Here is an 18,927-nt window from a genome sequence, read left to right as displayed (position 1 = left end):
GGCGGTTACTCAGCTGACGGTGAAGGTGAGGGACTGGGTGTCGAAGCGCCGGCTCTTCACGGTCAGTTCGAGTTTGCCCGTGGCCTCACCGGCCTCGATCCAGAAGCCGGTCGCTCCGCCCTTCAGTGTGTGTTCGGAGGGACCGATGATCCGGCCCGGACCGGCGAGCGAAAGAATGACGGGCTCCTCGAAATAGGGCAACAGGTTGCCGCATTGATCAAGCGCGCGCACGACCACCCGCACGGCATCCTTCTCCGAAGCGCGAAGCTCCAAGTCGTCGGCGATGACTTCCAGCGTCGCCGGCACCGGGTCAGCCGGCAGGGTCAGCGTCTTGACGGGCTCGCCGTCGACGTAGCCGGTAATGGTACCTTCGCGCCACACCCGGCCCCAGGTGCCGAATTCTTCCGGCGTCACGCTGCGCAGGTCGAGGACGACGGGCGGATGCGGTAGGTGCGGGTAATTCTCTCTGTCCGGATAGATCCGTTTTGCCGGCCATTCGCCGAACTTCACTTCGACATAGTCGCAGTTCGTCAGCACGATCAGCGGCAGCACGCCGCCGATGTTGCGCTCGCCGCGTGCCCAGAAGGTCACCGGCTGAAGCACGACATTGTCCCTGGGGTCTCCTTGCGAGGCATAGGCATAGGCGGCCAGTTTCGGGATCCGGTACATGTCGAGCACACCGTGATAGCAGATGCGGTCGCCGGCGCCGAAGTCCTTGTGGGTGTTGTAGTCGAACATGCACCAGCCGGTGGAGCCGGAAATGTCCTGGTCGCCGGCAACGGCGTTGAGGATCAAGAGATGGCGGGTCACATGCTCGGCCTGACGCTGCTCCTGGTCGAAGCGTTTCGTGGGATACATGTGACCGTTATATTCGGTGATCATATACGGGATCGGCCGGCTGATGCCCGTCGTTTCCACCCGATCGCGCAGCACCACGCGTCCACGGTTGTTGCCCGGCAACTCCTCGTTGCCGAGTATGAAGTCGTTCATCGTATAAACGTCTTCCAGTAGTTCCGAATTGGTGATGAAGCGCACGCCGCCGGTCTGACGGGTGGGATCAAGCTCGCGGGCAAGACGGTTCGTTTCGGTGTAGAAGGCGTGATTGTCCTGGCTTTCGTTGATGCGAACGCCCCAGATGATGATCGAGGGATGGTTCCAGTCCCGCTCGATCATGCGGCGCACATTCTCGATCGATTCCTTCTGCCAGGCTTCGCCGCCGATATGCTGCCAACCGGGGATTTCCTCGAAGACGAGCAGGCCGATCTCGTCGCAGCGCTCGATGAACCACTTCGACTGCGGATAGTGCGATGTGCGAACGACATTGCAGGCGAGTTCATATTTCAGGATGTCGGCGTCTTTTTCCTGCGCGCGCCGACCCATGGCATAGCCCGTGTGGGGAAAGGCCTGGTGGCGGTTCAACCCGCGCAGTTTCAGCGGCCTGCCATTGAGCTGGAAACCCTCCGGCGTGAAAAGTGCCGTGCGGAAGCCGAAGCGCTGCGTCAGCACGTCTTCACCGTGTTCGGTCTCAAGTTTGAGCGACAGGGCGTAGAGCACCGGATTGTCGATATCCCAGAGTTCGATATCGGTGAGATCGGGGAAGGTGAGCGCCACTTCGTTGCCATCGACCTTGATCGAGGAAGCCGCAACGTCGCCGCCACCCTTGCGGCGGATCTTGGCAGCGAGTGTGCCGGAGAAGGCTTGCCCTTGCGGATTGGCGAGGAAGACGCGGGCGACGACGGACTTCTTCTCAGCGAGCGCGTCCGGCGTCTCGATCTTGACGTTGGCAATCGAGACCGGGCTTGCCACTTTCAGCCAGACGTCGCGGTAGATGCCGGCATAGCAGAGATAATCGATCTGGCCGCCAAAGGGCGGGATCTCGGGGTTTTCCGAACCGTCGATCTTCACCGTGATCAGGTTTTCGCCGCGCGTAAGATGCGGCGTCAATCGCGCCTCGAAGGGCGTATAGCCGTCCTTGTGCGCGATGATCTCCTTACCGTTCAGATAGACGACGCTGTCGGCCATGGCGGCATCAAAGACGAGCGAGACTTCGCGGCCCTCGAATTCCGGGCGCCAGTCGAACCGCTTCTGATAGGTAAACGGCTTCTGGTAATCGGTCTCGTCGAAGTAGTTGTAGGGCAGTTCGACCGCGCTGTGCGGTAGGCGCACGGTTTCGCCCGGCTGAAGCGCATGGACATGCGCCGCCTGGAAGCCGTCGCGGAAGACCCAGTTGCCATTGAAGTTTTCAGTAATACGCATTGACGACTTTCCTATTTCACTGAGCCGAGCATGCCCTGGACGAACTGGCGCTGCATGACGAAGAAGACGAAAAGGGTGGGGAGGGTGGCGAGGATCGTGCCGATCATGACCACGCCGTAGTCGGGGTAATAGGCGGACGCGAGCGAGGAGACGACCAAGGTGATCGTCTTGGTCTCGTTCGACTGGAGGACGATGAGCGGCCAGAGGTAGTTGTTCCAGTTCGTCATGAAGACGATGACGAATGCGGCCGCGTAGGTAGAGCGCATCACCGGAACGTAGATGTAGAGGAAGATCTGCCACTCCTTGAGGCCGTCGACCTTGGCCGCATCGCGAAGCTCCGTCTGAAAGGCCTTCGTCGACTGGCGGAAATAGAAGATGATGAAGGCGGACGCGATCGTCGGCAGCATGATTGCGATATGCGTGTTGATGAGGCCGCTCTTCGCCATCATCATGAAAAGCGGGATCATCAGCGCCGCAAACGGCACCATGAGTGTCAAAAGCACCAGCGCGTAGATGCGATCGCGCGCCTTGGACCTGAACATCTCAAAGCCGTAGCCGGCCAGCGACGACACGACGATCGTCAGCAGCGTCGCAAGCACCGCGAGCTTCGTGGAGTTCCAGAAAACCAGCGGCACATCGACCTGTGCGAAGAAGTTGGCGACATTGGTGGCGAAAGCCTCGCCGATGCCCGTTCGGCCGCTGATGATGTCGATCGACGTGTTCGTCGAACTGATCACCATCCAGATGAACGGGAAAATCGACAGGAAGGCTGCGGTCGCCAGGAAGACGTATTGCAGCGCGGCTGTGAAAAGGCGCGAGGCGTTCATGAGCGATCCCTCGCCGCATAGAACTGGAGGAAGGAGAGAAGCGCCACCATGATCACGATGACGTAGGAAATGGTCGCTGCGTAGCCGAAGCTCGGCATGAAGCGGAAGGTCAGATTGTAGATGTAGAGCGAGAGCGTCAGCGTCGCGTTCGCCGGGCCGCCGCGGCCCTCGGTCAGGTTGTAGACCTCGTCGAACAGCTGGATCGTCCCGATGGTCGAGATGATCGTCGTAAACAGGATCACCGGCTTCAGCATCGGCACGGTGATGTAGACGAAGCGAGCCCAGGCGGGTACGCCGTCGATCCTCGCCGCCTCGTAGATCGACTTGTCGATGTTCTGCAGCGCCGCAAGGTAGAAGATCATGTTGTAGCCGGTCCAGCGCCAGGTGATGGCGAGGATGACGAGCACCTTGGCCCAGAAGGGTTCCGTCAGCCAGCCGATCGGCGTGGCGATCAGACCGACCGCCAGAAGTGCGGAGTTCACCACGCCGTCGACGGAGAACATGCTTTTGAAGAGCACGGAATAGGCAACCAGCGAAGCGACGCAGGGCAGGAAAATGGCGGTGCGGAAAAAGCCGATGAACTTCAGTTTGTCGTCGTTCAGGACCGCTGCGAGCATAAGCGCCAGCGTGATCATGATCGGCACCTGCACGACGAAGAAAGTGACGGTATTCGTTAGCGCCTGGAGGAAGACCGGGTCATTCCATAGCCGCGCGACGTTTCCGAAGCCGGCAAACTTCATCATCATGCCCTTGCCCGAGAAGAACGACAGGTAGAGCGAGCGCAAGATCGGATAGACGAGGAAGATTGCGATGAGAAGCAACGACGGGGCGACGAACAACCAGCCGTTCAGATCGTAATAGCGCTTCAATCCGCCTGTTTTGCCGGCAGCCATGGGATGCTCTCAACGAAAAGGGACGACATTGCGGAAGGCACGCGACGTGATGGCCGCATACCCTCCAGCGAAAGAGGCAGGCGGTTGCCGCCTGCCTTTGGGCCGTTACTGGATCTGGCCCTGGGCCTGGCTGTCGACCGCTTTCAATACGTCATCGATGGGGGCACCCTGGCCGAGCGAGGGCAGATGCGCGGTGACCGCCGTGTCTACCTCGTTGGTGAAGACGCCGTAGTTGACCGCCGGAACCTTCGCCAGCCAGTCGGAGAAATTCTGCCAGACCTTCTCGCCGCCAAAGAAGGCGTCGGCTTCGGAATAGGCCGGCCCGTTGCGGGCAGCCAGGAGCGAGCCGACGGCACCGCGTTCCGTCAGGATCCTCTGGTAGAAATCGATGTCCTTGGCGTAGACTTCGTTGAGAAAATCGATGGCCTCGTCCTTCTCGGCGGAGCCTGCGGTAACATACCAGCTGGAACCGCCAAGGTTGGAGGCATGCGAAGCGCCCTCGACATCAAGCTTGGGAATGGGCGCAACACCCCATTTGCCGGATTGATCGGCCTGAGCCTTGACCGTACCGGTGATCCACACACCCGTCGTCACGGTGGCGACGTCGCCGGAGGTGAAGGTCGCCACCCATTCCGTCCAGCCGGCAGCCGGCTTATGGATATTGGCCTGCAGGATCTTCTGCTCGGTCTCGAGTGCCGCCTTCAAGGCCGCGTTGTTCTCGATCGAGAGATTGCCATCCTTGTCGAAGTACCAGCCACCGGCGGACTGCATCAGGATACGCACGAAGCCCGCATCATTGACGTCGAGGCCGAGCATCTTCTTGCCGGTCTTGGCTTCGACCTGCTTGCCGATCTCGATGAAACGGTCCCAGGTGATATTCTGCATGTCTTCGGGTTTGAACCCGGCTTGTTCCAGGTAATCCTTGCGGTAGTAGAGACCTGTGACGCCCGAATCGAACGGCATGCCGTAGACGGCTCCGTCCATCGTCATCAGTTGAACCTTGTAGGGCGCGAACCCGGAGAAATCGATCTTGCTGGAAAGCTCGGCGAAAGCGCCGGGGAAGGACTGAAGGTACTTCTGCGCACCGTAGTCCTCGATCAGCACGATATCCGGCAAGGCATCGGTGGTGCCGGAGGACAGCGCCGTCTGCAGCTTCTGCTCGACATCGGCCTTGGCGAAGTCGACGATGTTGAAGGTCGTCTCAGGATGCTTCGCGCTGTAGCGCGACGCGGCTTCCTTCATGATTGCGACATTGAAGTTGGGGTCCCAGCACCAGATCGTGACTTCACCGGCAAAGGCGGCGGTGGACGCAAGCAGGCTCGCTGCGGCGAGCGCGCCAGCCGCCACCCGCGACAGGTTCGTTTTGCGATACATTGTTTCCTCCCTAGAAACTTGCTGAGGGCAGGGTCTCCTCTCCTGCCGTCCGCGCAAGAGTTACCGAAATTCAGGCAACACGCAAGGGCGATTTAGTAAATATTTACTTCGCACCTGGAGCAGCGTCACAACGACTGGGATTCCAAGGGTTTGCGGCAGCTGTCGCGCCAGACGAGTTCCGTGGCGATGCGCACCTGCTTGCCGTAGCTGCGACCGGAAAGACGCTCGAGCAACAGGTCGACGGCCGTCTCGCCGATATGTTCGCCATGAATGCGCACCGTGGTCAGCGACGGCGTCAGGAACTGTGCGACGGGGATGTCGTTGAAGGAGATGACGCCAATGTCGCCCGGGATCGACAGGCCGACCTCCTGGACCGCCCGATAGGTGCCGATCGCCATATTGTCGTTGGACGTCACGATCACATCCGGACGGTCAGTGAGCGAAAGCAATTCGCGCGCGAGACGATAACCGGTATCCAGCCGAAGGCTCTGACCCGACGAGCAATCCGCGAGCGCCAAAAGCTCGGGCGCGAAGGTACCGTTCTTCTTCTGCCAGTCGATATACGCCGCACAGCGGCGCTCGGCGAAATGCTGCACGGCACCATTGAGGTTTTCGTGGCTTCCGATAAAGCCGATGCGCTTGTATCCGCTGGATTTCAAAGCATCGAGGATCTTGCAAGTGGCGAGCCCCACATCGGAAAATACACTGTCGATCCGGTCGCTCCTGGGGTCGAAATCGGCAAAAACGATGTGCCGGGCATGCTGGTTCAGCCACTCAATCTCGTTGTCCGAGTGCTTGCCTATGACGATGACACCCGATGCGCCTTCGAGCAGGGACGCCTCGGGTAGCGCATCGGAATGGAAGACCTTGACGATCTCCGCCCTCAAGTCACGGCAGCGGCTTTCGATGCCAAGCCGGACGCCGACATAGTAGGGGTCGGCAATCTCGTCCGAAGGCTCGAGAAAGTGCACGATGACGAGCTTCGTCAAAAGGCTGGGGGCAACCTGTCCGTTCGCCTTGTTGCGATTGCGCGGGGTCTCATAGTTCAGAGCCTCGGCGGTCTCGATGATCGCCTGGCGCTTCGCGGGCGAGATGGACAAGGCGGGGTCGTAATTGAGCACCCGCGACACCGTGGCCGACGACACGCCAACGCTTTTGGCGATTTCCTTGATAGTGACCATGCCGTCATTCCATTGTTGTCATCGGGCGACTATGTCACATCCGCACGAATTCCGAAATCGCTTTTAGTAAAGTTTTACCAGGCCTTCAGGCGTCATAAGACCAGCGAACGTATGACCGCAGGGCCTAAAAATGCGCAGTTATAGCCAAGCGGTAAGTTGCCCCCAAGGAAACACCCGGTGTCGCAGACTTCTCAGCGACATGTCAAATTCGGTTCGTCGAGCCTCAGGGTCATCGCCTCAGAGGCGCCCCCTCTTTTCGACTTCGCGCACGGCGGAAGGCAAGCGGCCGGCGCCACCTCTTTTCAAGAAAAGAAGGGAAATGAACGCACCAGGCGCTGGCCATAGATAGCATCGCAACACTGCAATAGAACAGTGCAGGGCCAAGCCTAGGCGGTGTTGGAGCATCATCGGATTCGGCGTCGCGCTGGCGCGGGACGTCCAGCCACCAGTCCTCAGCCCGGACGGGTCAGGTAAATTTCTCTTGCATCGATTATCCGATACTAAGGGCCTGATGATGATGGACAAAGCCGGCCTCGCCTTCCTCATACTCATCTGCGTACTGGTCGCTCTCGCGCTCAGCATTCTCGCATTTGGGCCGGGACCAGAGGTGGCCCCAGCCGGAACCCCTGCAATTGCTCCAGGCAACTAGCGAAACGAAGAGGGCGGCCCACCGCGCTGCCAATTATGTGGGGCGCCGTCTGCTCGATCTGTCCTCAGACCGTACGCTGGAGCTAGATGACCCGAGAGGAAAGAGACGCTTCCTCCGTAGGCGTATTCAGGGCTTCGCGTTGGCTTGTTTGTCCCGGAATGCCGCTTCGCCGGCCTCCGACACTTCGACCCACTTCTGGTCGGGTGCGGCGTCTGCGACGTAGCTGTCGTTCCAGTTCCACCATTTGTATGTCGGCGTCTGCGGGTAGCCCTTGGGCGAGTCTTCCCAGACTTCCTGGCGGCCGAGCGGTGTGATGTCGAGGTAGTTCCACGTGCTCCCCATCTGCTCGTCGCCGCGGTTGTTGATGAAGTAGGTGCGATACACGCGCCCGCCGTCGCGGTAGAACACGTTGGTGCCATGCCACTCGGCGACACCGAAGTCGGCGTCGAAACCGTCGGTAATGGTGTACCAGGGCATCTGCCAGCCCATCCGAGCCTTCAGCCGCGCAATGTCCGCCTGCGGAGCACGCGAAACGAAAACCAGCGTGGTGTCACGGGCGTTCAGATGGGCAAGGTGAGCAACCTGGTCGGCTACCATGGAGCACCCTCTGCAGGCGTGGTCTGGCCAACCGAATACCCCCGGCTCGAAGAAGGCCCGATAGACGATCAACTGGTGCCGACCAGCGAAGAGTTCGAGTAGGCTGGCCTTGCCTGAAGGCCCCTCGAAGACATAACCGGCGTCCACTTCCATCCACGGCATTCGCCGACGCTCTGCCGCCAGGGCGTCACGGGCACGGGTCTGAGCCTTTTCCTTGACCAGCAGTTGCTGGCGGGCTTCTTCCCACGCCTGCGCCGAGACGACCGATGGTCTCTGCATGGCTCCGTGTTCGCTTTTGTCCGTTGTTGTCGTCATGGCAACCTCCTCGTTGGTGCGAGTTCGCTCATTGCTGAATAGGAGATAGTCTTGCACCGGAAATCAAACGACGGGAGTAACAAGTGTGGCGGCATTTCCGCTGACACGATGACCATTTCTGCTCTGCCCACGCCGGGCGGCAGCCTGCCGATGTTTTCTTTGCCACGGCTACGTGAGCAGGCGATGCACGCGTTTTTAGCTCAAGCAGTGAGCAACTAATCCACGAATTCGACGCTAACCCGCGGTTTGACCGTTGCGGCCAATTCCTCCACATCCCAGTTTGCAAGGCGGACGCAGCCGTGCGAACCGACTTTGTCAATGAGCGCAGGCTCGGGTGTTCCGTGAATATTATAAGTGCTGCAACAAATTTGTCTCTGTTTATGGGCGCAGAACGGATGCCCGCGCGCATTGCTCCAATCAGCCACCGGGGCGGGAAGACCACGATTGGAAGACTTGTCAATGCATTGGTCAGCACGCCGGCGGACGGCCGTGGTGAAGGTGTGCACGTGAAGGTTCTGCATATGGTACCATTGCGATCTCGGCGCCCTATCTGAAATATGAAATACCCGGCTCGAAGGCGCTCACTGCGGCTGTTGGAACAAAGAGCATCAGTTTCGGCGTGAACCGGAGGTGTCGCAGAAATCAGCTTGGCGTCGTCAAAATGGGATTTGTGCATCGGAGGTGGAAATGGCGAAAACGAAATACGAGGTTGTCCCTCACGACGGCGGCTGGGCATACAAGTCGGGCGGTGTCTTCTCGGAAGCTTTTCCCTCTCATGACGAGGCTCTTGAGGCGGCCCGCATTGCCGCCCAGGAACACCAAAGCGCGGGGAAAGACGAGGAAATCGAGTATCAGGACGGAAGCGGGAATTGGCGTCAGGAACACGCCGATGGCGAAGACCGACCCGATACCGAAGTGGTCGATCGCAGCAACGAACCGAAAGGGCACGAAACCCCATAGATCGTGGACGCAGCTGCAGCCAGAATATTGCCGGCAGTTTGAGCGGCATCGGCCCGATGCGGATAGCCGGCTAAGAAATTCGCGCCTGTGCGCCGTCAAAGTGCGATTCCAGCAGCTAATGACCGGCACCGGCGATCAGATACTGCTGTGCATCCGGCAGGTCGCACGAATAATCTTGGCCAGACTCTGCAGGCATGCAACCGTCTTCCGGTCCCCAGACGATTACTGCATAATTCCTTAAATCGGAATCGATTTAAGGAGAAAATTATGCAGCAAGTTTAGGGTGTTACAGCGTCCTTAGCGCGTCATATTTGACGCACGGCGCTGTAAAGTTGCAGACTGATGCTGCCTGACATAAGCTTGATAGCGAGAGCAGTTGTTCCCTCGACTTGCGAGGCGGACGGCCAAGGACGACAAAATTAAACGGCTTGGAAATGTGAATTATCTGGGCGGGCCAAACCTACCTCTCACACAGCCGCCGCTCTCCCCAATATGGCTGGTAGGTACAATCGGAAGCTCGAAACGATCGATAGCTCCCGGCGCAAGCCCTGATATTGCAGGACGCCGCGGGCGTTCCTTGGCTTGTCATGAGCCCCGTATCTGGATCGATCTGGGGCGCAGGTTGCGCCATCGCCGCTTGCATGAAATCCCGCCAAATGCGAGCGGGAAGCGCGCCCCCGGTGACGCCCTTCATGGGCGTGTCGTCATCGTTACCGACCCAGACGCCGGCAACAAGATCTTCCGTAAAACCCACGAACCAGGCGTCACGATTGTTCTGGCTGGTGCCGGTCTTTCCGGCTGCAAATGCGCCCGGAGAAGCGTCTCGCCCGGTACCACGCTCGACCACGAGCTGCAGGAGGCTCACCAGATCCTGCTGGTAAGAGGAGAGATCGGCCGAAGCGGGTACCAGCGGACCGACGCGGAACGCCTTGGCTTGGGTCGACGCCTGAAAGTCGATCACGCCCCAGGGTTCGACGGGGGATCTGCCAAGGCGGATCGAAGCATAGGCACCCGTCAGGTCAAGCAGACTGACTTCGGATGATCCGAGCGCCAATGCCGGCACCGGATTCAGTGGGCTGTCGATACCAAGCTCCCTTGCGGCGGCGACGACGTTCTCGATGCCCACTTCCTGCGCAAGCGCTACGGTTGCGCCATTGAGAGATCGGGCAAAGGCTTCCGCAATTGTCACCCAACCGCGATAGCGGCCTGTCGAGTTTTGCGGCGACCAACCGTCGACTTCAATCGGGCCGTCGAAGACCCGATCACGCAGGGTAAGTCCGCTCTTCAATGCTGCATAAAAGACGAATAGCTTGAATGTTGAGCCCGGCTGTCTCTTGGCGGCGACGGCGCGATTAAACTGGCTGGTCTTATAGTCGCGTCCACCCACCATGGCGACGACTGCTCCATCGGGTGTCATCGCCACCAGCGCTGCCTGCGACGCACCCAGCGCTTTGCCATCCTTATCAAGATTGCGAGCGACCACATCTTCGGCAAGCTGCTGAAGGCGTGGTACCAGCGTCGTGCGCACTGTTGTCGAACCTGGAGAGGCTCCCGCAATTTCGCCGGCCTGGGACAAGATCCAGTCTGCAAACCAACTGCCCGAGCGCGACGTCGGGGTGGTCGGGCGCAACTCGGCAAACTCCGCCTTGGCTGCGGACGCAGCCTTCGCTTCGAGCTTGCCGTTTGCCACCATCGCGTCGAGGACCGTTGTCGTCCTTTCACGTGCGGCCTCAAAATTGTCGATCGGATTCAATTGGCTCGGCGCCTTCAGCAGTCCGGCCAGCATCGCGGCCTCCTGAACGTTGAGTGCGGCGATGTCCTTGTTGAAGTAGATACGGGCCGCCGCGGGCATTCCTGTCGCGCCGGATCCAAGGTAAACGGAGTTCAAGTATCGCGTGAGGATTTCGCGTTTGCCGAGCTTCCACTCGAGCCAGAATGCGATGACCAGTTCCTGCAGCTTGCGCTTCAGCGTGCGATCGCTTTCAAGATACTGCACTTTGATCAGTTGCTGGGTAATGGTGCTGCCACCTTGAACGACCGAGCCAGCCTGGAAGTTTCTCAGCACCGCCCGCATGATCCCTTTCAAATCGACGCCGTAATGGACCATGAACCGCCGATCCTCTATCGAAAGAACGGCATCGACCAAATGTCCGGGAAACTCCTCGTATCGGGCATAGGGCCCCTGGAAAGGGCCCTGTCTTACGATTGGCTCGCCGTCCGCCGCTTCAAGGACCACAACAGGTTTTAGGGAGCCCTCGGCGATTTCTTCCCACGGGACATCCTTCAGCGCCCAGATCAGCATTCCGGTCACGAAGATCGCAAAGGTCAACACCACCGTCAAAATCCCGGCTTTCCATGACCGTGGTGCGGGTCGCAAGGGAGGAAGCCATGCGGGCCTGGAAATGACGCTAATTGCACCGGATATGAATTTGCGAAGCGAGCCTGTGGTTGATGCCGTCTTCAGCATAAAATCGTGCGGGATCCAAGCGCGCGAAGCGCTGGCGGCCGGTTTGAGCATTTTTACCAGCGCGGATGAACCCGCCAAGCAATGCTGCCCGACCATGCCGAGATCGCGGCGAAAAGCGGATGCAAGATGGCGAAGCGCACGCTTGCTTTCTGTGAAGACTGGTGGGTGCGGCTCGGGCATTTGCGGATCGCCTTGCCGTGACGATGCGATCACTTCCCCGCTTTCGTTGGGGCTTACAAGCGGTTCGTCCACTGCCTGAAGGTTTTCTGGTTCGGCCCCCATTGTCGAAGAGTCGGCACTTTTACCGTCGGTCTGATTTGGGCTGTCTGCAGAGTGGGTCATTTCCTGCCGGCGCTATTGTTCCGTCTAAGAAATTAGTGCGGGAAAGGGCAGAAGAAAGGCGGTGACGGCAACCGGTAGCGATCGCGACGGAACGCGGTAAACGGCAACGGGTTGTCGCCCCTTCCGCGCCATTGTGATTGGCGAACGAAAAAGGCACGCGGCAACCGCCGTCGATACGGCGGAACCTTAGTCCGCCTTCCTCGTTCAGTTTTCAATAGGTTCAACTGAACTCCACTGAGGAGGCGAACATGCAAAAGTCCATTCACAACTTTCTGGCGGCAAGCCTGGTCGCGGTCGGCGCCCTCTCAGCCGCTTTATCCACGTCATCGGCGCAGTCCCTGGACCTCTACATCGGGCCCGACGGACGCCCAGGCCTGGAGCTCCGCGATAGAGATCGAGACCGTCGATATTACGACGACGAGTACGAGCGGCTTGGCTGTAGCGAGCGCCAAGCCCTTCGTCGTGCATTGAGACTCGGAGTTCGTGACCCGGAAATCCAGGCCGTTACGCGCAGGCAGATCATCATCGACGGCGAACGGCGCGGGCGGTTCGTTACGGTGGCATTTGCCAATCGGCCAGGCTGTCCTCGCATCGGATAAGCGCGCTTCGTGGACAAACCTTGAGAGTTGCGGCGGTCTCTGGCGCCGCACGTCCAGCCTGCTCCCTCTGACAGTCGAATTTCCGCCGGGCATGGGCACCTCAAATCGCCGAAAAGTTGTCGAGGCGAAGGGGTCGGATGTGTCGATCGCCACCCACACCTATCGTCAAGTTACCCGCGCGCGATGCCGCCAAATCGAGATTTCATCTCGTTAGCCGATTGATATTGCTGTCCGTCCTCTAGTTATTCAGCAGATAACGCCTTGGAGGAACGGCATGAAACGCTACGCGCTCTTGTTGAACCTGGTCGCATTTCCAGCTTTCGCCCAATCCGGGGATCTGGAGGCGGTATGTGCGACGGTCGCAAAAAACTTCCTTCTGACTGACGTTTTGCAGCTTGGAATCGTTCAGTCCTTTCCGGAACTGAAACCGCCCGGTGTTCGGCTGACCTATTCGACGCGCGCCGGAGTGGCAAAATCGGAAATGTCGGACACGTTTGCGTGTGAATTCCGTGACGCGAAGCCGCCTTTTACACTGGTTCGGTTCTGCCAATCGAACACTTGCTATTCGCCCCAGGAGGAGGACGCGGCGCGAAAAAGGAGGTTCGACGAAATGCGCATCCTTTTGGAGCGATCACAAAAATAGTCCGGGAACCAGGACGACCGCAAGAATGAGAGACCGCGCCTGCGGAGCAGTGCGCGGTCTCTTTGATAATTGCTACGCTAACGCCTGCTGCACCAGGCCGTCAGGCTGCGGCGCGAAGGCCAAGCCGGGCGGCCAGGGCTCTTGCACGCTCCAGGCAAGCTGGTTGTTGGTCGGCAAAGCGCTCGGCGTTGATCTCCATGATCAGCGTCGTATCCGGAAGGAAGGTAAGCTCGGAGAAAATGTCTTCCCATGGAATGTCGCCCCAGCCGATAGGCAGGTGCAGATCGCCGATTCCCAACGCGGTCGCCTCGGCCGGGTGATAAAAATGCTTCATCGAATAGGGCAGTCCGAAACTGTCGTGCACATGCAGATGACCAGTCACCGGGGCCATCGCGCGCAATTGTTCGCGGAAATCCAGCCCCCGGTAAGTGGCCTCGATATAGGCGTGCGAGAAGTCGATGAGCGCCACGACATTGTCCGAACCGATCGAGCGCACGGTTTCTGCAACCTGGCTGGGTGTTTGCCGATACTGACCGCTTTCGGTCGTGAAGATGTTCTCAAGGGCGATGCGCACGCCGTATTGTCCTGCGATGTCCGCCATCTCCGCCAGCGCATCGCGTTCCATCCGGTCGAGATCGGCGGCGTTCTCTCCGTCGGCGAGCCGAGCCGCACCGGAATGGTGCACGAGGATACCTGCCTCGAGGCGATTGCAAAGCTCGAGCATCGCCCGCACGACCTTCTTCTGCAGCCCGAGATGTTCACGATCCATGAAATTGGAGACGATCTGGCCGTGCAGGGAGAGCTTCTTGAACGGGTAGTGCCGGGTTATGTCGGCGACGCGCTGCAGCCGGTCCTCGATAAGCCGACCTCCGCTTATGATTTCCTCGCCATAGATCCCGATCTCGCAGGCATCGGCGCCCGTATCGGCGATTTCACGCAAGGAAACGTCAAGGCTCGACAGGTCTCCCTTGCCGGTCCGATTGCAAAAGCCCACGGCGGATATGATTTCGTTCATTGCCATCTTTCCTTCGATGTTGTGATCAGACTGCTTCGAGCATCTGCCGCTTGGTCGCACCGCGGCCACTGCGTGGCTCGAATTCAAGCTCGATACGTCGACCGGTCTCCCGGTCGAAGACATGCAAGTGCGCCAGTGGCAGTTCCAACGCGATCCGATCGCCGGGCCTTACGTGCGTTTCTTCATCGATACAGGCTGCAAACGGCTGGCCACCCAATTCCGAATGGATGACACGGCCAGATCCGAGCTCCTCGACGAAGTCCACCTTCATCGCGATGCCTCTTGCTTCAGACGCAACGACACACTGTTCCGGACGAATGCCCACGGTCACGTGTCTTTCACCGAGACGCGCGGCAAGAGCCTTTTCGATCGGCATCTTCGTACCGCCGAACGCCAGGCAACCGTCGTTAACACTGATGTGAGCGTCAAACAGGTTCATCGCCGGTGAACCGATGAAGGAGGCGACGAAGATGCTTGCCGGACGATGGTAGATGTCGAGCGGCTGGCCCACCTGTTCGACGACGCCCTTGTTCATGACGACCAGCTTGTCGGCCAGCGTCATCGCTTCCACCTGATCGTGGGTGACAAAAACGGACGTCGCCGACAGGCGCTGATGGAGCTTGCGGATCTCGGCGCGCATGGTGACGCGCAGCTTGGCATCCAGGTTCGACAGCGGTTCGTCGAAAAGGAATACGTTCGGTTCGCGGATGATCGCGCGCGCCATGGCGACCCTTTGCCGCTGGCCACCGGAGAGGGCCGCGGGCTTGCGATCGAGATAGTCCGCGAGCCCGACGATCTTGGCTGTCTCCTCGATCCGGCGGAGGCGCTCTGCCTTTGGCACACCAGCCACCTTCAGGGCATATCCGATGTTGCCCGCGACAGTCATGTGCGGATAGAGCGCGTAATTCTGGAACACCATGGCGCAACCGCGCTCGCGCGGCTCGAGCCTGTTCACGACCCGGCCGTTGATGGCGATCTCACCCGCGGTGATTTCCTCCAGCCCCGCGATCATCCTCAAGAGCGTGGATTTTCCGCAGCCGGACGGACCGAGGATCACGACGAACTCTCCCGACGCAAAAGCAAGGTCGATGCCATGCAAGGTGGGGGTCTTGCCATAGGATTTACGCACGGCGCGAATTGCGATGTCAGCCATGAGCGTGGACCTTTTTGTTTATGCTGATTTGGGGAAGCGGGTTCATTTTTCCGTAGCCACGAGGCCGCGAACGAACCACCGCTGCAGGACGGCAACGACGATCAATGGCGGCAGCATGATGATCAGGGAACCGGCAAGCGTCACGTTCCAGTCCGGAGTGCCGTTGTCGGACGGCAGAAGTGCGACCAGCGACATCATCGTGGTCTTGTATTGAGGGTCCGTCACCATCAGGAGAGGCCAGAGATACTGGTTCCAGCCGTAGACGAACATGATCGTGGTCAGCGCCAGCATGTTGGTGCGTGAGAGCGGCAAGAGCATATCGATGAAAAAGCGGATCGGGCCTGATCCGTCCATCCGCGCCGCTTCCGCCAGTTCATCGGGCAGGGTCAGGTAGAATTGGCGATAGAGGAACGTTCCGGTCGCCGTGGCGATCAGCGGCAGCGTGAGGCCGGCGTAGGAGTTGAGAAGGTTCCAGTCGACGGAAACCTCGAAGCCGGTCACGGCGGAGATGAGGAGCCGAACAGGCTGGAAGAGATCGGCGGCAACCGCGTAGGTGGGCACGACACGCACCTCGAGCGGCAACATCAGGGTGATGAACACCATCCAGAAAAAGAAGCCCTTGAGCGGAGTTCGGAAGAATACGATGGCAAAGGCCGTCAGCGCTGACAGCGCGACTTTGCCGACGGTCACCAGACTGGCCATGACGAAGCTGTTCAGCATCGCCGTACCGAGGCTCGCCCGCGTCCAGGCGGCGCTCATGTTTTCAAGCAGGCGGTCCTGGGGCAGGAAGCTGAAGGGTATGGCGTTGACCTGCTGAAATGTCTGGCTGGCACCCGACACGATGACTGCGAAGGGACCTATGAGCAGGAGGAAGCCGAAGACCATCACGCCATAGGTGAGGGCGTTTGCGAAAGGAGTCCGCTGAATCATGTAAGCCTCACTTGTAATGGACCTGGCGCTCGATGAAGCGGAACTGGATGAACGTGAAGATCATGATGAGGCCGATGAGCACGAGGCTCTGGGCCGACGCGCCGGAGTAATTCAATCCGCGGAACGCCTCCTCGACGATGCGGTAGACCATCACATCCGTGCCGTGGTTCGGGCCGCCATCGGTCGCGCGTGCGACGATGCCATAAGTGTCCGCGCCAACGAAACCTTCCGTCATCATGATCACAAGCAGGAAGAAGAGTGTTGGCGCCAGCATCGGTATCTGGATGTCGACCGCGCGGCGTATCGGGCCGCAGCCGTCCATCGCGGCCGCCTCGATGAGCGATCGCGGAACAGATTGCAGGCCCGCGAGAAGGAAGATGAAGGTGTACCCCGCCCATTTCCACGCGAAGACGACAATCACAAGGATAAGGGCGTGACTGCCGTACTTGGCCGGGTTCCAGAAGTCCGGAAAAGCGGCGTTGACCGATGCCATCAACCCGCGCTCGGGCGACAGGATGAAACGAAAGGCCATGCCAGCGGCGGGCCCGGCAATCGCGTAAGGCAGGATATAGAGGAACCGGAATGGCGCGGAACCCGGTAGCTGCCGGTCGACCGCAAGAGCAAGGACAAGGCCGATGAAAATGGTGGCAAGGGTTCCGCACAGGGCAAATGCCAGGCTCACTCCCACGGAATTCCAGTAGAGCGGGTCGGCAAACACTTCCTGGAAGTTGGCAAGGCCGACGAATTCCGCGGCTCCCCCGAAGGGCGGCTCGAGCGTGAATGCCCACCGCAGCACGGCGACTGCCGGCCAATAGAAAAAGAGCAGGATCAGGATGATCTGCGGCAGGGCGAATAGGCTGGGCAACCACCAGCTCCGAAAGGCCGCACGCTTGTCCATGTGTACAAATTCCGATGCGTAAGAACAGAAAATGGGAGCCCGCCACTACTGCGGCAGGCTCCGGACGGATCGGGTTTTAGTTCAGCGTCTGTCCGGCGTAGGTCTTCTCGAAGCGACGCAGAACGGCGTTGCCGCGCTCGACCGTCTTGTCGAGTTCAACCTGTACGTCCGCGTTCTGCATGAAGATTGCCTCGAGGGCCGTCGCGAATTCCTTGCGGATCTGCGTGAACCCGCCCAGGCGAATGCCGCGGGTGTTTTCCGACGTTGGGGTGAAGGAAAGGCTCTGAATGGCGAACTCACGCCCCTTATAGGGCGCCTTGTCGTAGAACCCGTTGGACTTCATGGCGTCGAAACCGGTTTTTGTCACCGGAATGTAGCCCGTTACCGTCGACCACCATTCGGCCATTTCCGGTGTCGCGATGTAGTTGAGGAACGCGGCTGCACCCTTGTACTCCGCTTCCGGACGGCCAGCCAGCACCCAAAGGGAGGCGCCACCGACCAGCGAATTCTGACGCTCCGTGCCCTTCCATACGGGCAGCATGGCAACATCCCACTTCACACCCTCGGGAAGAGACTTGCCGATGGTGCCATGGTCGGCGATCGAGGTCTGTATCATCTGGCAGGTCTGGGATGTGAAGGCAGGTACGATATCCATGCCGAGCTGCTTGGTCTTGACGACGAAGAGCTTTTCATCGGCCATTTTCTTGAAGAACTTCACGTGATCGACGAACTTGGTCTTGTTGACGACGAGTTCGGCATCCAGCCCCTCATAACCATTCGCCTTGGTGGCGATCGGCTGGTTGTGGATGGCCGAGAACTGCTCCATGAGCGCCCAGGTATCGAAGTTGAAGGCGAGCGGGCACTCGAACCCGGCAGCCTTCAGCTTGCGGGCCGCTTCGTCGACCTGTTCCCAGGTATCCGGTTTGAAGTCCACGCCAGCCTTCTGGAAGGCGTCGGCATTGTAATAAAACATTGCGGTCGAGGAATTGAAGGGGAAGGAGTTCAATTCGCCGCCGGCGGTTGCATAGTAGTTGGCGATGCCGCCGAAATAGTTGTTCCAGTCGATCGTGTAGCCATTGTCGGCCATCAGCGTCTTGGCGGGCACGAATGCGCCGGACAGCATCATGTCCAGAGTGCCGGCATCATAGATCTGCGTGATCGCCGGCTGTTTCTTGGCACGGTAGGCGGCAATCGTGTTTTGCAGGGTCGTGTCGTAGCCATTTTGGGAGGTGCAGACGATTTCGAACTCGGCCTGGCTGTCGTTGAATTTCTTGCAGGCATCCTGGACCCGTTCTCCAAGATCGCCAGAAAGGCCGTACCAGAATTCGAATTTCGTCTTTTCGGCCGCAGCCGGCGAGGCACCGAGCGTGGTGGCCGCCAGAAGGCCTGCGATAAAGGACTGAGTAACGGAGATTCTCATTGCCAATGCTCCTTGCAGATAGGATGGGCCAACCAATCGGTGACACGAATGAAGCCGGGCCTCTGCTAGCATCCGACTGTGACAATCCGTGCCAATCTCCATGATGAAACGATGAAACTTGATCCGCGCGATCTCCGCCTGGCTGATCTTCTTCTCATGCATCCGCCCAATGACGCGGCGTTCATCCATACTCAGCTGCACAAAAGAGCGGGCCACATCCATCCTCCTGAAACCTGGGCCAATTTGTCTCTGTTGCATTTGAAAATGGAATCCGCCCCCTGGGACATGCTGTCACAGCTGATTAGAGATGCGGCGCCGCCAGCCAGTTAGAAATGCGACACTCGACACCTCTGCTGGCGCTGACGGTCAGCCCCCGATCCGCCCGGCTGGTCCGGGTTGCAAGGGAGG

General features: G+C 59.4%; 17 protein-coding genes. 4 read left to right on the top strand and 13 right to left on the bottom strand.

What is annotated here, in order from left to right; genetic code table 11:
* Window positions 1-9: 9 nt before the first annotated feature.
* The 7 genes from BC363_RS08980 to BC363_RS36210 all read right to left on the bottom strand — a co-directional run bounded on the left by BC363_RS08980 (window position 10) and on the right by BC363_RS36210 (window position 8,613).
* The gene (locus BC363_RS08980; RefSeq protein ID WP_065782104.1) at window positions 10-2,256 is read right to left on the bottom strand and encodes a glycoside hydrolase family 2 TIM barrel-domain containing protein; all 2,247 of its coding nucleotides are present in this window, start codon (window positions 2,254-2,256) and stop codon (window positions 10-12) included.
* A gap of 11 nt (window positions 2,257-2,267) precedes the next feature.
* Entirely contained in the window at window positions 2,268-3,083 is an 816-nt protein-coding gene (locus BC363_RS08975) for a carbohydrate ABC transporter permease (protein ID WP_065782106.1), read from the bottom strand.
* Window positions 3,080-3,976, bottom strand: coding sequence for a sugar ABC transporter permease (locus tag BC363_RS08970; RefSeq protein WP_065782108.1), 897 nt, complete (start codon window positions 3,974-3,976; stop codon window positions 3,080-3,082). Before BC363_RS08970 ends, BC363_RS08975 begins: the two co-directional genes overlap by 4 nt.
* A 105-nt stretch (window positions 3,977-4,081) precedes the next feature.
* The gene (locus tag BC363_RS08965) at window positions 4,082-5,350 is read right to left on the bottom strand and encodes a sugar ABC transporter substrate-binding protein (RefSeq protein ID WP_065782109.1); all 1,269 of its coding nucleotides are present in this window, start codon (window positions 5,348-5,350) and stop codon (window positions 4,082-4,084) included.
* Between the two features lie 125 nt (window positions 5,351-5,475).
* On the bottom strand, window positions 5,476-6,531 hold the full coding sequence (locus BC363_RS08960) for a LacI family DNA-binding transcriptional regulator (protein WP_065782111.1): 1,056 nt from the start codon (window positions 6,529-6,531) through the stop codon (window positions 5,476-5,478).
* A gap of 775 nt (window positions 6,532-7,306) precedes the next feature.
* Window positions 7,307-8,092 (bottom strand): DUF899 domain-containing protein, encoded by a 786-nt coding sequence (locus BC363_RS08955; RefSeq protein WP_065782113.1) that lies wholly within the window; start codon window positions 8,090-8,092, stop codon window positions 7,307-7,309.
* A gap of 215 nt (window positions 8,093-8,307) precedes the next feature.
* Window positions 8,308-8,613 (bottom strand): L,D-transpeptidase family protein, encoded by a 306-nt coding sequence (locus BC363_RS36210; RefSeq protein ID WP_280137928.1) that lies wholly within the window; start codon window positions 8,611-8,613, stop codon window positions 8,308-8,310.
* A gap of 166 nt (window positions 8,614-8,779) precedes the next feature.
* On the opposite strand from BC363_RS36210, the gene BC363_RS08950 reads away from it, so the two are divergent.
* Window positions 8,780-9,052, top strand: coding sequence for a DUF2188 domain-containing protein (locus tag BC363_RS08950; protein WP_065782115.1), 273 nt, complete (start codon window positions 8,780-8,782; stop codon window positions 9,050-9,052).
* Window positions 9,053-9,512: 460 nt separating this feature from the next.
* Here BC363_RS08950 and BC363_RS08945 read toward each other — a convergent pair whose 3' ends face one another.
* Window positions 9,513-11,699, bottom strand: a complete 2,187-nt coding sequence (locus BC363_RS08945; RefSeq protein WP_244519829.1) for a PBP1A family penicillin-binding protein — start codon at window positions 11,697-11,699, stop codon at window positions 9,513-9,515.
* Between the two features lie 410 nt (window positions 11,700-12,109).
* Here BC363_RS08945 and BC363_RS08940 point away from each other — a divergent pair, with 410 nt between their 5' ends.
* Both BC363_RS08940 and BC363_RS08935 read left to right on the top strand, forming a co-directional pair.
* The gene (locus BC363_RS08940) at window positions 12,110-12,460 is read left to right on the top strand and encodes a hypothetical protein (protein ID WP_065782117.1); all 351 of its coding nucleotides are present in this window, start codon (window positions 12,110-12,112) and stop codon (window positions 12,458-12,460) included.
* Window positions 12,461-12,734: 274 nt separating this feature from the next.
* Complete coding sequence (locus BC363_RS08935) at window positions 12,735-13,103, top strand: hypothetical protein (RefSeq protein ID WP_065782118.1); 369 nt, start codon at window positions 12,735-12,737, stop codon at window positions 13,101-13,103.
* Between the two features lie 100 nt (window positions 13,104-13,203).
* Here the strand turns inward: BC363_RS08935 and BC363_RS08930 are convergent, their stop codons facing one another.
* The 5 genes from BC363_RS08930 to BC363_RS08910 form a co-directional block, all read right to left on the bottom strand.
* Window positions 13,204-14,118, bottom strand: a complete 915-nt coding sequence (locus tag BC363_RS08930) for a sugar phosphate isomerase/epimerase (protein ID WP_065782120.1) — start codon at window positions 14,116-14,118, stop codon at window positions 13,204-13,206.
* 25 nt (window positions 14,119-14,143) lie between these two features.
* Window positions 14,144-15,271 (bottom strand): sn-glycerol-3-phosphate import ATP-binding protein UgpC, encoded by a 1,128-nt coding sequence (locus tag BC363_RS08925; RefSeq protein ID WP_065782122.1) that lies wholly within the window; start codon window positions 15,269-15,271, stop codon window positions 14,144-14,146.
* A gap of 42 nt (window positions 15,272-15,313) precedes the next feature.
* Window positions 15,314-16,201: an ABC transporter permease subunit gene (locus tag BC363_RS08920; RefSeq protein ID WP_065782124.1), complete on the bottom strand. Its 888-nt coding sequence runs from the start codon at window positions 16,199-16,201 to the stop codon at window positions 15,314-15,316.
* Window positions 16,202-16,208: 7 nt separating this feature from the next.
* Window positions 16,209-17,099: a sugar ABC transporter permease gene (locus BC363_RS08915; RefSeq protein ID WP_065782126.1), complete on the bottom strand. Its 891-nt coding sequence runs from the start codon at window positions 17,097-17,099 to the stop codon at window positions 16,209-16,211.
* Between the two features lie 76 nt (window positions 17,100-17,175).
* Entirely contained in the window at window positions 17,176-18,519 is a 1,344-nt protein-coding gene (locus BC363_RS08910; protein WP_065782149.1) for an extracellular solute-binding protein, read from the bottom strand.
* A 111-nt stretch (window positions 18,520-18,630) separates the two neighbouring features.
* Between BC363_RS08910 and BC363_RS34250 the strand changes: the two genes are divergently transcribed.
* Complete coding sequence (locus tag BC363_RS34250; protein WP_139110075.1) at window positions 18,631-18,849, top strand: hypothetical protein; 219 nt, start codon at window positions 18,631-18,633, stop codon at window positions 18,847-18,849.
* Window positions 18,850-18,927 lie beyond the last annotated feature (78 nt).

Source organism: Ensifer sp. LC384 (assembly GCF_001695865.1).
In the GTDB taxonomy this organism is placed as follows: Bacteria; Pseudomonadota; Alphaproteobacteria; order Rhizobiales; family Rhizobiaceae; genus Ensifer.
Note: the sequence above shows the minus strand (reverse complement) of the source record. Positions and strands in the feature narration are given on the sequence as shown.